This window comes from Oleiagrimonas soli, from assembly GCF_000761445.1.
Taxonomy (GTDB): Bacteria; Pseudomonadota; Gammaproteobacteria; order Xanthomonadales; family Rhodanobacteraceae; genus Oleiagrimonas; species Oleiagrimonas soli.
This window is the reverse complement of record NZ_KN196471.1, coordinates 280,281-296,402: the sequence shown is the minus strand read 5'-3', so window position 1 is coordinate 296,402 and position 16,122 is coordinate 280,281. Positions and strand designations below refer to the sequence as shown.

Below are 16,122 nucleotides of genomic sequence, written 5' to 3'. Positions count from 1 at the left end.
TCCGACTTACCGTCGGGGGCTTTTTTGTTGCTCCTGACATCCACGCACCAACGGGCGCAACGTCTGGGCAAGAATGAATCTGCCTATCGCCTATCCCACGGGACCGTGACGCTCCTAAGGTCCGGCTTGCCTTGCACGCCGCCCGATGGCTGAGCACGCAAGGCGCCAGGCCACGTCCCCGGGAACACTTCGACGCGGCCGGCATCCAAGCTTCGCCAGTTTCGCTACAGTACCCCCATGTATCTGGATCACTTCGGCCTGAAGGAATCGCCATTCGCCACCGCGCCCGACGAGCGCTTCGTGTGGCTGCCCGCGCGTCTGCACGCTTTGCTTCAGCGTCTCGAAATGGAAATTCGTAGCGGCAGTGGCGGCATCATGTTGCTGACTGGCGAATACGGCAGCGGCAAGACATTGATGGCGAGGCTGCTGCTGCAGCGCCTGGCCGAGGCCGATATCCGCATTGCCCGCATCCGCTATACCGGCGTCAGTGCCGACGAGTTGCTGGAAACCGTCTGCCATGCGTTGCGCGTACCGTTGGAACCCGGCGAGCACGCGCGTGGTCAGCTGATGATCGATGCGCTGGGCGCCTTCCTGATGGATACCTACGCCCAGGGGCAACGCGTGCTGCTGGTGATCGACGAGGCGCAGGGTCTTTCCGATGCCGCGCTCGAGCAGTTGCGGCAACTGACGAATCTACAGACGCCGGCGCACAAGCTTATTCATGTGCTGCTGCTGGCCGGACCGAGTCTGGAAACCCGGTTGCAGTCGGGCACGCTGCGTGCGCTGGCGCAGCGCATCGGTGTGCGCGAGGAGTTGACCCGCCTCGACAGTGCCGATCTGGAACCCTACGTGCGTCATCGCATGGAGACGGCGGGCGCGGTCAATCAGCCGTTCACTCGACTGGGGCTGCGCAATCTGCATCGCTACGCGGGCGGCATTCCGCGCCTCGTCAACGCGATCGCCGATCGTGCTTTGCAACTGGGCGCTGAGGCCGGCGTGCGTCAGGTGGGCGAGCGCCTGGTGCAACGCGCGGCAGGCGATGTGCTGCCGGGACATCTACGCTACTGGGTGCGGCGTTATCGCTGGTGGTGGCGGGCGGCACTCGTGCTGATCCTGCTTGGCGCGGGGCTGGCGTGGTGGCTGCATACGCCGACGCCCCCGGTATCGACGAAGGCCGCGGTGGAGAAGACACAGAAACAGGCTCGCGAGCAGGGCGCAAAGCTGCTCGCGCAGCTACCGGATGCGCAAGCGGCGCAGATGGCGGCGTGGAGCGAGTTGCTGGCGCGTTGGCAGGTGACCTCGTCCGACGTCTCGGTGGCGGATGCGCTGCGTTGCAATGCGGTGGTGTTCCCCGGCTTCGATTGTGTGGCCGGAACGGGCACCCTGGATCAGCTCAAGCGCTTCGATCGCCCGATGCTGCTCGAGCTGAGCGATGCCGCAGGTACGCGCCAGGTCCTTCTGCTCGGCGTGGGCGACAACCAGGTGCGGCTGTTTGTCGGAGGGCGTGCGGTCGAAGTGTCGCGCGCTGCATTGGAGACGGTCTGGCGCGGCCGCTTCATGGCGCCGTTCCGCCTGCCGGCCTGGATGCCTTCGAGCGTGGCGCGGGGCGATACCGGTCAGGCCGTGGATTGGGTGCGCAGACAATTGCGCAAGCTCGATGGCGATCGCAGCGCCAGCTACCGCCCGCTGATCTACGATCAGGCCATGCAGGAGCGCGTACGCAAGCTGCAGCAGGCGTACGGTATTCCGGTCGACGGCGTGATCGGGCCGGAGACCCTGTTCGCGTTGAGCTCACTCAACGATACGGGCCCGCACCTGGCGCGGGACGTGCCCTGAACCGGCGCGGGGCAGACTGATGTTCGTGAACGTGCCCGACAAGCGTCACCGCAGCGGTCGCTGGGCGACCTTGCTGCTGGTGGTGCTGTGCGTGGCGATGTTCACCTTGCTCATGTTGAGTTCGGACGCCCGCGAGATGGCGTGGGTATTGCGCTGGGGCACGGTGCCCTCGCTGCTGTTCGAGACACCGGGGCCGTGGTGGCAGCGGGTGCTGGATCCGGACGCCGTGCGGCTGCTAACGGCCCTGTTCATCCACATCTCGTGGCTGCATTTGTTGGGCAACATGCTGTTCCTGGTGATTTTCGGCCTGGAAGGCGAGCGCGTGCTGGGATCGCGACGTTTTCTGCTGCTGTTCCTCAGCGGCGGTATGGCGGCCAATCTGGTCGGCGCGCTGACGCTAGCGGGGATGCATGCCCCGATCATCGGCTGCAGCGGCGCGGTGTCGGCCGTGGTCGGCGCCTATCTGGTGCTGTTTCCGCGGGCGCGGCTCGGGCTGGTGTTGCCGCTGGGCCTGTACATGGAATTCGTGCGCGTGCCCGCAGCACTGTTGATCGCGCTGTGGGTGCTGCTGCAACTGGCGTTCACCTACGCCGGGCCGGATTTCGGCGAAGTGGTCTGGTGGAGCCACATTGCCGGCTTCGTCTACGGGATGCTGTTCGCGATGCTCTCGCGTCATGCGGTGATGCGTCGCATGCGGCGCTGAGCGTGGCGAAGGCGATTTCCGCCCGCACACAAAGGGCTTCATGCAGCCCATCCGCACGCATGCGAGTCAATCCGCGGCATGACGCCATGGGAGTTATGCGCACAGTCCGTTGCCGACCGGTCGATCAGGCTTCGAGGGTATGCGAACTGCTTGGCGGCGGGGGCGGGGCCGCCTCGTTCACGGGGGCAGACGTATCGTCGCCGAAAATCGAACGATAGGCCGCGTAGGTCAACGGGCCGAGCAAGGCGTAGTACGGCGTGCTGGTAAGTACGGCCGCCAGGATCTCCGGCAGCAGCTGACTGAGCACGATGCGCAGCAGCCCCAGGCCCAGACCGAGCAGCAGCACGGTGATGAGGTAGGCGCCGAAGTTGCGGGCGCAGGCGGCGAAGCTCTTGCGCATCGCGACGAATGCGGGGTCGCGGCCGAGCATGATGCAGGCGGCGGCCAGAAAGGTAAGCATGCCGGCCACGAAGGCGATCACGACGATCAGTACCAGCGTGAGCAACAGGCGTCCGGCCATGGCGCTCAGGATGGGGTGCAGCGCAGCCGCGAGCGCAGCCTGATCGGAAAGGGTCTGCGCGTCGATCTGCCCGCTGTTGGCAATCGCGATGATGATCGGCATGGCGACGACGATCATCAGCAGCAAGGCCGCGAAGACCGGCAGGCACAGCGCGATCAGCGAACCGATGCGATCGCCGTCCTGGAAGGCCTGGAACAGGTGGCCCACTTTCGGAGTGCGTCCCTGGTCGGCTTCGCGCGCCGCGTAGATCATGCCGGCCAGCAACGCCGGGCCGAGCAGAAGGATGACGATGCCGCCGAGCAGCGGGACCAGCGGAATCACGGTAAAGATCAGACCCATGACCAGGAATGCCGCTGGATGGGCGCGCACGGCCGCGAAGGCCGCCCCGATCCATTCGATGCTTGCTCCAACGTCGACTTTGCGCATGCGTGCGATTCTGCCCTGAAGATTCGCGGAAAGTGTCGCACGCCGCTCGATGCGGGCAAAGCCGCATCGGTCGTATCAGTCGTTATCGGGAGCGACGTCTTCCCGCATCTCGTCCAGCGGCAGTACGGAGAGCACTTCCTCGACCGTGGTCAGACCGCGCACGACCTGCGCGGCGGCGGAGACGCGCAGCGGTTGCATGCCTTCCTTGCGAGCGGCCTCGCCGAAGCGCAGCAGATCCAATTGCGGACTCACCATGCTGCGCAGGCGTGGACTCATGCGCAGCATTTCGTACACGCCGGTACGTCCGAGGAAGCCGGTCTTGCGGCATTCCAGGCAGCCCTGCGGTTCGTTGACGCGTGCCGGCAGCGGCAGCTGGTAGCCGTGCGTCAAGGCATCCCAGGCGATGCGATCCTGCACGCCTTCCTTCTTGCAATGCGGACACAGCGTGCGCACCAGTCGCTGCGCGACCACACCGGCCAGCGTCGACTGGATCAGGTAATGCGGCACGCCGAGATCGAGCAGACGCGTGACCGCGCTGGGCGCGTCGTTGGTGTGTAGCGTCGACAGCACCAGGTGACCGGTCAGCGAGGCCTGCACTGCCATCTGCGCGGTTTCCAGGTCGCGGATCTCGCCGACCATGATGATGTCCGGGTCCTGTCGCAGCAGGGTGCGCACGCCGGCGGCGAAATCGAGATCGATGGCCGGCTGCACCTGCATCTGGTTGAACTCGGGCGCGACCATCTCGATCGGGTCCTCGACGGTGCACACGTTGAGTTCCGGGCGCGCCAGATGCTTCAGTGTCGAGTACAGCGTGGTGGTCTTGCCCGAGCCGGTCGGGCCGGTCACCAGCACGATGCCGTTGGGCCGGCCGACCATCTGTCGCCACACGGCATCCTCGGTGGCCGAGAAGCCGAGCTGGCTGAAATCCTTGGAGGCGATCTCCGGGTCGAAGATGCGCGCCACGACCTTTTCGCCGAACGCGGTCGGCATGGTCGAGATACGCAGTTCGACCTCACGTCCCGTGGCCGAGCGCGTCTTGATGCGGCCGTCCTGCGGGCGGCGCTTCTCGGCCACGTCAAGGCGGCCGAGAATCTTGATGCGCGAGGTCACCGCGGTCATGACCGGCGACGGCAACTCGAACACCTTCTGCATCACGCCGTCGATGCGGAAGCGCATGTGGCCGTTTTCGCGGCGCGGTTCCAGGTGGATGTCGGAGGCGCGCTGCTCGAAGGCGTACTGCAACAGCCAATCGACGATGTGCACGACGTGGCGGTCGTCGGCGCCGATCTCGCCGCGCTTGCCCAGATCCACCAGCTGCTCGAAGTTGAGGATCGCCGAGCCGGCCGGTCCCTCGCCGTTGGCGTCATGCGCCAACTGGATGGAGCGCTGCACGCCGTACAGCTCGCTGAGAAAGCGCTGGATGTCGAGCGGGTTGGACACCACCAGACGGATTTCGCGGCGCAGCATCTGCGCCAGATCCGTCGCCCAGCGTGTCTCGAACGGCTCGCAGGTGGCGAAGACCGCGTATTCGGGGTGCGACTCGATAGGCAGGATGCGATGGCGCAGGGCATAGGCGTTGCTGACCACGCGGGTCACGGCCGGCGCGTCGATCTTCATCGGGTCGATCTTGCAGTAGTCCAGCCCGGACTTGCCGGCCAGCCACTCGGTCAGCAGTTCGATGCCCAACTGTCGCTGGGCGGGGTCGTTGCGGTTGGCCAGCTTGGCCTCGGCGATGATCGCCAGCGGATGCAGCTCAAGGGCGCTGCGGCCGCTGAGCTGTCCCATGCGGACCTGGGCGCCGTCCTCGCTGCGCAGGTAGCCGTCCTGGACGAGTTCGTTCAACACTTCGTCCAGCGCCAGACGACCGCGTCGGCCTAGCGTGGATGGCGAATGCGCGCTGGCGACCATGCGTCGTACCTCCGGAGTCAGCACCGGTATACTAACGCGCTTTGTCCCATGCCCGACGTGACCATGTCTGCGCCAACCTTCCAACAGATCATCCAGCGCCTCAGCCAGTACTGGGGCGACCAGGGTTGCGTGCTGCTGCAGCCGCTCGATACCGAGGTCGGCGCCGGCACCTTCCACCCGGCGACGTTCCTGCGCGCCCTCGGCCCGGAGCCTTGGGCCGCAGCCTATGTGCAGCCTTCGCGGCGGCCGACAGACGGACGCTACGGCGACAACCCGAATCGCCTGCAGCACTACTACCAGTACCAGGTGGTGATGAAGCCGAACCCGGAGAACATCGTCGATCTGTACTTCGGCTCGCTGGAGGCACTGGGCATCGATCCGCTGGTGCACGATCTGCGTCTGGTCGAGGACAACTGGGAATCGCCCACGCTGGGCGCCTGGGGGCAGGGCTGGGAGGTCTGGCTCAACGGCATGGAAGTCACCCAGTTCACCTACTTCCAGCAGGCCGGCGGTCTGGAGTGTCGGCCGGTGACGGGTGAGATCACCTACGGTCTCGAGCGACTGGCGATGTACCTGCAGAACGTCGACAACGTCTACGACCTGGTGTGGACCGAAGCGCCGCATGGCACCGTCAGCTACGGCGACGTGTTCCACCAGAACGAGGTCGAGCAGTCGACCTACAATTTCGAGCACGCCAACGTCGAGGCGCTGCTGGGTTGGTTCGACACCTGCGAGGCGGAAGCCAAGAAGCTGGTCGAGCTCGGCCTGCCGTTGCCGGCCTACGAGCAGGTGATGAAGGCCAGCCACACCTTCAACCTGCTGGACGCGCGCCGCGCCATCAGCGTGACCGAGCGCCAGCGCTACATCCTGCGCGTACGCACGCTGTCGCGCGCCGTGGCCGAGGCCTATGTCGCCCAGCGCGAGAAGCTGGGTTTCCCGGGGCTGCGTCAGAACCAGAAGGAGAACGCGCATGTCTGAGGCACGTTCGCTGCTGATCGAGCTGGGCACCGAGGAGCTGCCGCCGAAAGCGCTCGACGATCTGTCCGAGGCTTTCGCCCAGGGCATCCTCAAGGGCCTGGAACAGCACGGCATCGCGGCGGACGTCGCCGCAGCCCGTCGCTATTGTTCGCCGCGCCGTCTGGCCGTACACATTCCCGCCGTGGCGGCGATGCAGCCCGAGCAGTCCATCGAGCGCCGCGGTCCGGCCGTGCAGGCCGGGCAGGATGCCGACGGTAAGCCGACCAAGGCATTGCTGGGTTTCGCCGGCTCCTGCGGCGTCGACGTCGACGCGCTGGAAACGATCGAGACCGACAAGGGCGCGTGGTACGTCTACCGTGCCGTGCAGCCGGGCAAGGCGCTGGCCGAGTTGCTGCCGGAGATCGTCGCGGCCTCGCTGAAAGCCTTGCCGATCCCGCGCCCGATGCGCTGGGCCGATCACGACTACGCCTTCGTGCGCCCCGCGCACTGGCTGGTGATGCTGCATGGCAGCGATGTGATCGACGCCGAAATCATGGGTCTGCGCAGCGGCCGTCAGACCCACGGCCATCGCTTCCACCATCCCGCGCCGGTGCACGTGGCCGATGCCGATGCGTGGCTGGACGCATTGCGCGTCGCGAAAGTGCTGGCCGATCCGATCGAACGTCGACAGCGGGTTCGTGAAGAGGTGTCGCGCGTCGCTGGCGATCTGGGCGGCGCGCCGCGTCTGTCCGACGCCCTGCTGGACGAGATCGCCAACCTCACCGAGTGGCCGGTGGCGATCGCCTGCGCCTTCGAATCGGCGTTTCTGGCGGTGCCGCCGGAAGCTCTGGTCACGACGATGGAAACCAACCAGAAGTTCGTGCCGGTGTTCGGCGCGGACGGCAAGCTGGTCGAACGCTTCGTCGGCGTGGCCAACATCGATTCGAAGGATCCGGCGGAAATCCGCAAGGGCTACGAGCGCGTGATCCGTCCGCGCTTCGCCGACGCCAAGTTCTTCTGGGACGAGGACCTGAAGACGCCGCTGGCCGGCTACCAGGACGCGCTGAAGAACGTCACCTACCAGCAGGCGCTGGGCAGCGTGTGGGACAAGAGCGTGCGCGTGGCCGAGCTGGCCCGCGTGATCGCCAATCGTGTCGGCGTCGACGCCGCCCAGGCGACGCAGGCCGCGGCGCTGAGCAAGTGCGATCTGATGACGCGCATGGTCGGCGAATTCCCCGAACTTCAGGGCGTGATGGGGCGCTATTACGCGACCGCGCATGGCGAGCCCGAGGCCGTGGCCGACGCGCTGGACGCCTTCTACCAGCCGCGTCACGCCGGCGATGCCATCGCCGCGCAGCCGTTGGCGCGAGTGCTCGCCGTGGCCGAGCGCCTGGATACGCTGGCCGGCATTTTCGCGGTCGGCATGAAGCCGTCCGGCAACAAGGACCCGTTCGCACTGCGTCGCGCGGCCCTGGGGCTGGCCCGCACCCTCATCGAGGGCAAACTCGACATCGACCTGCGCGCCGCGTTGACGGAGGCGCTGCAGCTGCTGCCCGACGCGGCGCTGGCCGCAGGCCTGAAGCCGGGCAAGAACGGCGCGAAGCCGAGCCTGGACGCCGGCGCACGCCGCACAGCGCTGGGGCAGGAGCTGTACGCATTCGTGCTGGATCGTCTGCGCGGCTACTACGCCGACCAGGGGATCGGCGGCGACGTCTTCGAGGCTGTCGTCGCGGTGACGCCGGCGAGCCTGGTCGATTTCGACCGTCGTCTGCGCGCCGTGGTCGAATTCGCGGGGCGTCCGCAGGCGGCCAGTCTGGCGGCAGCCAACAAGCGTGTCGGCAACCTGCTGCGCAAGCAGGCCGACGAGGGCGTGGATGCGGCGGCGGCAAAGGTCGACCCGGCAAAGCTCATGGAGGATGCGGAGCGCGAGCTGGCGGTTGCGCTGGATGCGGCCAGTCAGGAGAGCGATCGCCTTGTCGAGGGTCGTGATTATGCTGCGGCCCTGGCACGTCTGGCAGAGCTGCAGGCGCCGGTGGATCGTTTCTTCGACGAGATTCTTGTCATGGCCGACGATCCGGTTCTGCGCGCCAACAGGTTGGCGCTGCTGGCACGGCTTCAGGATCGCTTCCTGGCGATTGCCGACATCGCGCGCCTGTAGGAACTGCTGCGCCGGGAGCGTGCAAGCCGGACGCCCATGGCGTGTGCCCGGCTTTTTTCGGGCGCCGCCTCGCCTACCTTAGACAGCCTTCTCGTTGTGCTGCAGCCCACTGGGGCTGCGCACGCGATCCATCACGCGTTGATTGAGCACGGACGCGATTTTTGCGCGCTGCACCGGGTCGGTATGGCCGAGCAGCTCATAGTAGTCGGCCAGAAGATCGCTGTTGCGGGCGATCGACGGATCGGCCCCGGCCAGTCGCAGCGTCGATTCGAGTATTTCTACGGCCGCGGAGAGCCGCTTCGGATCCATCGGTTTCGCCGATATGTTCGCCATCGAGGGGGGCGTGCGGTCTTGTTCACCCTCGTTCTGCATCGGGCCTTCGCCGGCCACGACCCACATCAACGAAATGCCCAGCCCCTTGGCCAGCGCTACGCAGCGCGCGCGGGATGGATCCGAGCGTCCATCGCGCCAGCTTCGCACCACGCCTTCGGAGAACCCACATATTCTTGCGATTTTTGATACGCTCCCATAGCGCTTCGACAGTACGTTTATGCGCTCCGCGAATTCATCTATATCGCGCTCGACATCTAATTTATTGTTTTTATTGTTCATTTTAAGAATCTCTCAAGTTATGCCCTTGCAACAAAAATCGTAAATTATTGTTGACTTCCCGTACTTTTTCACGATATATGTTGCCCCAGCTCGCACGCTCTCGACATCCAGGACGGCAGCCAAGCGGCGCGCGATGCGCGTGGTTCCAAGTGAGAACGGCCTTCCCGACCGACTCCATGGGGAGTGTCCCGCTTTGCACTGGAAATCGCAATATTTTACGCCGTCGCGCTTCGACGGCATCCAGTCTGGGGAGCATTGCAGTCATGAATCTGCCTACAACCAATCATCCCAATGCATTGCGCCACATAGCGGTCGCCGTCGCGCTGGGACTCTCCGTCGCCAGTGGCGGCGCACTCGCCCAGTCCAGCGCGACCGGCATCATTTTCGGACAGGTGCAAGGAGGGTCGGGCGCTACGGTGCAGATCCAGAATGTCGATACGGGACAGACGCGTGTATTGACCGTGGATGCCGACGGTCGCTACCGCGCATCCTCGCTGCCGGTCGGCCGCTACTCCGTCACGTTGATGCGCAACGGCCAGACGATCTCGACTCGCGAGAATGTGCAGGTCAGCATTAGCACGGGCACCGATGTCTCGTTCGCTACGGCGAGTGGCGCGACCAGCCTGGAGGGCGTGCAGGTGGTGGCCTCGGCGCTGCCCGCCATCGACATCACCAATGTCGATTCACGCACGGTGCTGACTGCGCAGGAATTGCAGAAAGTTCCGCTGGGGCAGACCGTCAATGCCGCGTCGCTGCTCGCGCCGGGTACGGTGTCTGGCGACTCGCGCTACGGCAACGTGGTCAGTTTCGGCGGTGCTTCGGCGGCCGAAAACCAGTACTACGTCAACGGCTTTCCGGTCACCAATGCGTTGACCGGTCTCGGTTTCACGGAGTTGCCGTTCGACGCCATCGATCAGCAGCAGGTCATCACTGGCGGTTACGGCGCCGAGTACGGGCGCTCGACGGGCGGTGTGGTCAACATCGTTACCAAGAGCGGCGGCAACACCTGGCGCTTCGGAGCAACGGTCGATTGGGAGCCGCGTGCCCTGATGGACTCGCCGCGTGATATCTACTATCCGCGCAACGGGAATGGCAAGGACGGACAGCTATTTCAGGACCGCAGCGACAATCGCACCTGGAGCACCCGTTACGGGGCGTATGCAAGCGGTCCTCTGATCAAGGATCGACTGTTCCTGTATGCCACCGCCGAGCGGCGCGAGACCAGCGGGTCGCGCGGCGTCGGTTCGGAACTGGCCGGCACCGCCGCCAAGACCGACAGCAAGACCACGCGGTGGCTGGCCAAGATCAACTGGAATATCACCGACAACAATCTGTTCGAACTCACCGCGCTGGGCGACACCACCAAGATCGACCGTACGGTGTATTCCTACGATTACTCGACCATGACCGAGGGTCCGCTGCTCGGCACCGAGTACCTGAAGAATTACGACATCGTCGGCGCCGGCGCCACGCCGGGCGGATCGATGTACATCGCCAAGTACACCGGTTACCTCACCGACAACCTGACGGTGACCGCCAACTACGGTAAGACCGAGTCCAAGCATGTAGATACGCCGCTAGGTGCCTCGGGCGTGCCGTGTCCGCTGGTGGTCGACCTGCGCAGCGCGCCCAGCACTATCAACGGCTGCGGTATCACCGGAGGCACGGTGCTGTCGCCTGGCGCCAAGGACAACACCGACGGCTGGCGTCTGGACGTCGAATACCAGCTTGGGGACCATCACCTGCGCGCAGGTCTGGACAACCTGAATCTGAAGTCCTACTCGGGCTTGCAGTACGAGGGCGGTGTGTACTACCTGTATCAGGACACGGCCGACGTGAACCTGACCGGCTACCCGAACGCCAACCTTCCGGCCAACCCTCCACCGTACCTGGTGCGGCAGCGCATCATCGACTTTTCGGCCAACGTCAAGGTCGAGCAGCAAGCGCAGTACATCGAGGACCATTGGCAGATCAACAGCAACTGGCTGGCCTACATCGGTCTGCGCAACGAGCAGTTCAGCAATTACAACGGCAGCGGCCAGATTTACGTCAAGCAGCGCCACCAGCTCGCGCCGCGCCTAGGTGTCACGTGGGACGTCTATGGTGATTCGAGCCTGAAGGTGTACGCCAATGCCGGCCGCTACCATCTGGCGATTCCGTCCAATGTCGCCATTCGCGGTGCGTCGGCATCCCTGTTCCAGGGCCAGTACTTCACGTTCACAGGAGTCGATCCGGTCACGGGTGTGCCGAGCGGTCTATCGCCGGTGACGGGAATTCTGTACTCCAATGGCGCCGATGGCGTGACCGCGCCGGATCCGCGCTCTGTCGCGGCCAAAGGACTCAAGGCTTATTACCAGGATGAATTCATCCTTGGCTTCGACAAGGCGCTGGGGACGGACTGGACCTTCGGCGCCAAGGCGACCTATCGCAACTTGAAGAGCATCATCGATGACTTCTGCGACGAAGCGCCGTTCGCCGCTTATGCGGCACGCAACAATATCGATGTCCAAGCGCTGGGTATCGATGCTGCACTGAGCGCGCACTGCTATCTGTTCAACCCGGGTCAGGCCAATACCTTCAGCGTGCAGTACGGCGATGGGTCGTACCACGACTGGACGCTGACGAATGAGGATTTCGCCGGCAATAGCAACGGCGTCGGCTTTCCCAAGCTGAAGCGCAAGTATCTGGCGCTCAATGTCTACCTGGCGCACCAGTTCTCGGACAACTGGTACGGCAAGGTGGAATACGTGTGGTCGAAGAGCTACGGCAATTCAGAGGGGCTGCTGAAGTCGGATATCGGTCAGCTCGATCCTTCCGTGACGCAAGATTGGGACTTCCCCGAACTGATGATCGGTTCCAGCGGCTACCTGCCCAACGACCGTCGTCACCAACTCAAGGCCTACGGCTACTGGCAGATGACGCCAGAGTGGCTGTTCGGCGCCAATGTGGCGATCGCTTCGGGGCGGCCGAAGAACTGCATCGGCAATGCACCGGGAGCCTTGGACCGTCAGGGCTACGGCACTTCGTTCTTCTTCTGCGATCTGAACCACGACGGCACGCCGGAGGCCACGCCGCGCGGTTCGCAAGGGCGGTTGCCGTGGACGTATCGTCTGGACCTCAACGCGCAGTGGCGTCCGGCCTGGGCCGATCACAATCTGGCCTTCACCGCCGACATCTTCAACGTGTTCACGCAGCAGCGCACGCTCTCGATCGTGGAGACCAATGGCGGCAATCCGAGCTACGGTCGCACGATTTCCTATCAGACACCTCGTTATGTCCGTCTCGGAGTGCGTTACGACTTCTCCTTGTAAAAGGCATAACAACAATTCGGCCGGGCACTCAAGGTTCGGTCGATTTCCCCAGATCTGGCCGCCGGCGGAGCCCGGCGGCTTTTTTATGGCGTTGCCGAAGCGTCGCGAAGCGGTTCGGGACGTGCGCGGCCAGGGCGGGGCGGATCACCGCGGCGTACAGCTCGTGAGCTGGAAGCCCTGGGTGCTTTCAAGCGCATGCGGGCAATTGCTAAGAAAGTGTTGACATGCTGTTAGGTTCAGCGGTAGCGTCAGGAACGCAGACTGGCACGGAATCCTATTTCGAGAGGTGTAGCCGGTCGTTGCTAATCTGCAGCGGTTGGGTTTCAAGTGCATGTTTTCTCTGAACAAAGCTCAAAGGGAGCAGGGACTTGCCACACGACCGCTGTGTTCTAGGTAACCGGTGTAAGCCAGGTTGCTTTGCTTTGTATGGCCCAATTGGGCTGATCTGGGGAGATCATCGAAATGACTAAACGTAATCAGGCACGCGGGGCGCACGTTCGTCGTAATGCCCTTGCTGTCGCCTTGGCCGTTGGCCTCGGTTTCACCGGCGTGGCTCTGGCGCAGTCGACTGCAGGTGCCATTTTCGGTAATGCGCCGAGTGCTGAGGGCCAGACCGTCAAAGTAACCAGCGAATCTGGTCTCACGCGTACCGTCTCGGTTGCGGCCGACGGTCGTTACACCGTGGGCAATCTGCCTGTTGGCACCTACACCGTCACGCTGAGCAAAGGCGGTGAGACTGTCTCCACGCGCAACAATGTAAGCATCACGGTGGGCGCCGGTACCGAGGTTGACTTCGCATCCACTACGAACCTGGGTTCGGTGCAGGTCAACGCGAATGCGTTGCCGGCGATCGACGTGACCAGCGTGAGCTCGAATTTCACTGTGACCGCCGAGCAGCTGGAAAGGCTGCCCATCGGTCGTAGCGCCGAGTCCATCGCCTTGCTTGCTCCTGGCGTTGTGGGTGGCAGCGGTGCCTTCGGTAACTCTGTTACCGGCCCGGTGGTTTCTTTCGGTGGCGCGGGCGTGACCGAGAACGCGTACTACGTCAACGGTATCAACACCACGGCGCTCTACGACTACACGGGTTCGGCTTACCAGCTGCCGTACGGCAGCATTTCGCAGCAGGAAAACCTGACGGGCGGTTACTCTGCCAAGTACGGTCGTTCCGATGGCGGCGTGATCAATCAGGTCGGTAAGCGTGGAACGAATGAATGGCACTTTGGCGGGCAGGTCGTATGGACCCCGCGCTCGCTGCGTGCGGACCCGAAGAACACCTATTACAAGAACGTGGCTCTGCCGGGCGAAGTCTACGCCAGCGATCAGGTGAAGCCGGGTGACCTGCAGTGGTACCGCAATGCCAACAAGGGCTGGGAAACCCAGTACTCGGCGTATATCGGTGGTCCGCTGGTCAAGGACAAGCTGTTCATTTTCCTGTCTGCTGAACAGACCAAGGACGGTGTGCGCAACAACACGTCCGTTGCGACCGGTCAGGACCGTTACTACAAGAATCGTGACCTTAAGTACTACGGCAAGCTTGACTGGAACATCAACGAAAACAACGTCTTCGAGTTCACCGAGCTGAAGCAGAAAGCGAAGAACCGTTATGGCGAAGGCTTCTTCTTCGACAACGATACCAAGACCGATCTGGCGTCTTCGGGTCCGCTGAGTTATCTGGACTACTCGTACGAGACCCGGATCTTCCACTACACCAGCTACCTGAGCGATGCGGCAACGTTGAGCGTTCTGTACGGTTATACCAACGTCAAGAACCCGACGATTGTTCCGAATGCGACCGACTTGCCGTTCATCTCGGGCGCGCTGAGCCAGGATCCGGCGATCACCGGTGGCACCGCTATCCGCAATAACCAGACGGTTGCCACAATCGGTTCTCCGAATGCAGCGCAGAAGTCGAAGAACTTGCGTGTCGACTTCTCCTATCAGCTGGGCGATCACCTGCTGGAAGCCGGTATCGACAACGTTTCCTACGGCGCTACCGATCAGGGCCGTCAGCGCTCGGGTCCGGGCTACGTCTGGATCTACGCTCGCTCGGCCAATCCGGGCGACAACATTCGTGCGCCGCTGGGAGTGGGGCCTGCCGGTGGTAACGGCTACTATGTCTACAAGGACATCTTCAAGACCATCACGTCCCTGGGTGCGCAGCAAAAGGCGTACTACATCCAGGATAAATGGCAGATCAGCGACAACCTGCTGTTGAATCTGGGTATTCGTAATGACGAGTTCAGCAACCAGAACAACATTGGTCAGAACTTTGTCGACGAAAAGAATCAGTGGGAACCTCGTCTGGGTTTCAGCTGGGACGTGAATGGCGATTCTTCGCTGAAGATTTACGGCAACTTGGGTCGTTACTACCTGGCCTTGCCGCAGGCTGTGGGTGAGCGTGCCGCTACGGCGTCGACCACAACGGATCAGTACTTCACTTACACCGGCATTGATGCCAACGGTGAGCCGACGGGTCTGAAGGAAGTCCCGGGCGTTAATGGTGCGCCGCCTCCGGGTCCCGTCTCGTCGAACAACGAGTATGGCTTGGTTCCCAATCCGGGCACTGTGACGTCCACCAACCTGCGTGCGCAGTACCAGGATGAGTTGATTCTGGGCTTCGACAAGACGCTTGGTCCGAACTGGGTCTATGGTGCAAAGGCCACGTATCGTAAGCTGCAGACGATCATTGATGACGTTTGCGATACAGGCAAGATTGCCGACAAGATCGCAGCCATGGGCCTGAATCCGGATGATTACCAGTGGGCCGATCCGGGTTGCCGTCTGTTCAATCCGGGTGGATCGAACAGGTTCAAGGTTCTGACCGCGGACGGTTCCAGCTCGATCAGCGTCAACATGACCAACGCCGATTGGGGTACGTTCCCGAAGCCGAAGCGTAAGTACTACGCGCTGGATTTGTATCTGGAACATCCGTTCGACGGTACGTGGACGGGTCGTGTGGACTATGTGTTCTCGCGTAGCTACGGTAATGCCGAAGGTCAGGTTCGTTCTGACTTGGGACAGACCGATATCTCGAAAACCGAGGATTGGGATTACGTCCAGATCATGAGCGGTGCCGGTGGCGATCTCGCCAATGACCGTCGTCATCAGATCAAGGCCTACGGTGCTTGGCAGGTAACGCCGGAGTGGCTGGTTTCGGGTACGCTGCGTATCCAGTCCGGTGGTCCGAAGTCCTGCCTGGGCTTCTACGGTCCGGATCAGAGTGATGTTGGTCTGGGTTACGGTTCCGATTACCACTGGTGCCGTGGCAAGGTGTTTTCCCCCGGTTCCGAGCGTCTGCCGTGGACCAAGACGCTCAACCTGGGCGTGACCTATCGACCGGCTTTTGCTGATCACAAGTTGGCGTTCAAGATGAACATCTACAACGTGACCAATGAGCAAGCCACGCTGCAGACGGATCCGAATCTGCATCCGCGTTACTCTCTGGCCATCAGCAACACGTACGACTCTGGTCTGTACTTCCAGGCTCCGCGTTCGATTCAGCTCTCAGCGTCTTACGACTACTGATGTAAAGCTGAATCTGCGAATTTTAGCGAGTCAATTTCAAGCGCCACCCGCAAGGGTGGCGCTTTTTTTTGTTCCTCACACATCTGAGTGAAATAGCACCGGGTCCTCCCATTCCCTCAAGCTTCAGGGGTGGTGTATAGGTTAGACTTCAGTTCCCTACTTGTTC

9 protein-coding genes are annotated in these 16,122 nt (G+C 63.0%); 6 read left to right on the top strand and 3 right to left on the bottom strand.

Annotation, left to right across the window (positions count from 1 at the left end; all coding sequences use genetic code 11):
* The first annotated feature begins 237 nt into the window (after positions 1-237).
* Both LF63_RS15030 and LF63_RS15025 read left to right on the top strand, forming a co-directional pair.
* Positions 238-1,836: an ExeA family protein gene (locus LF63_RS15030; RefSeq protein ID WP_043104471.1), complete on the top strand. Its 1,599-nt coding sequence runs from the start codon at positions 238-240 to the stop codon at positions 1,834-1,836.
* Positions 1,837-1,855: 19 nt separating this feature from the next.
* Complete coding sequence (locus tag LF63_RS15025; RefSeq protein ID WP_043104470.1) at positions 1,856-2,539, top strand: rhomboid family intramembrane serine protease; 684 nt, start codon at positions 1,856-1,858, stop codon at positions 2,537-2,539.
* A gap of 124 nt (positions 2,540-2,663) precedes the next feature.
* On the opposite strand, the gene LF63_RS15020 is transcribed toward LF63_RS15025, so the two are convergent.
* Positions 2,664-3,485, bottom strand: coding sequence for a BPSS1780 family membrane protein (locus LF63_RS15020; protein WP_043104469.1), 822 nt, complete (start codon positions 3,483-3,485; stop codon positions 2,664-2,666).
* 75 nt (positions 3,486-3,560) lie between these two features.
* Positions 3,561-5,393 carry a GspE/PulE family protein gene (locus tag LF63_RS15015; protein ID WP_043104467.1) on the bottom strand — a complete coding sequence of 611 codons (1,833 nt, stop codon included), beginning with the start codon at positions 5,391-5,393 and terminating at the stop codon, positions 3,561-3,563.
* Between the two features lie 63 nt (positions 5,394-5,456).
* Between LF63_RS15015 and glyQ the strand changes: the two genes are divergently transcribed.
* Positions 5,457-6,371 carry a glycine--tRNA ligase subunit alpha gene (glyQ, locus tag LF63_RS15010; protein ID WP_043104573.1) on the top strand — a complete coding sequence of 305 codons (915 nt, stop codon included), beginning with the start codon at positions 5,457-5,459 and terminating at the stop codon, positions 6,369-6,371.
* A complete protein-coding gene (gene glyS, locus LF63_RS15005; protein ID WP_043104466.1) occupies positions 6,364-8,508 on the top strand; it encodes a glycine--tRNA ligase subunit beta in 2,145 nt (714 codons plus the stop codon). Before glyQ ends, glyS begins: the two co-directional genes overlap by 8 nt.
* Positions 8,509-8,586: 78 nt before the next feature.
* Here the strand turns inward: glyS and LF63_RS15000 are convergent, their stop codons facing one another.
* The gene (locus tag LF63_RS15000) at positions 8,587-9,120 is read right to left on the bottom strand and encodes a helix-turn-helix domain-containing protein (protein ID WP_043104464.1); all 534 of its coding nucleotides are present in this window, start codon (positions 9,118-9,120) and stop codon (positions 8,587-8,589) included.
* 263 nt (positions 9,121-9,383) lie between these two features.
* Here LF63_RS15000 and LF63_RS14995 point away from each other — a divergent pair, with 263 nt between their 5' ends.
* Together LF63_RS14995 and LF63_RS14990 are read left to right on the top strand one after the other, a co-directional pair.
* Positions 9,384-12,431, top strand: coding sequence for a TonB-dependent receptor (locus tag LF63_RS14995; protein ID WP_043104462.1), 3,048 nt, complete (start codon positions 9,384-9,386; stop codon positions 12,429-12,431).
* 462 nt (positions 12,432-12,893) lie between these two features.
* Positions 12,894-15,956 carry a TonB-dependent receptor gene (locus tag LF63_RS14990; protein ID WP_043104459.1) on the top strand — a complete coding sequence of 1,021 codons (3,063 nt, stop codon included), beginning with the start codon at positions 12,894-12,896 and terminating at the stop codon, positions 15,954-15,956.
* Positions 15,957-16,122: the final 166 nt, after the last annotated feature.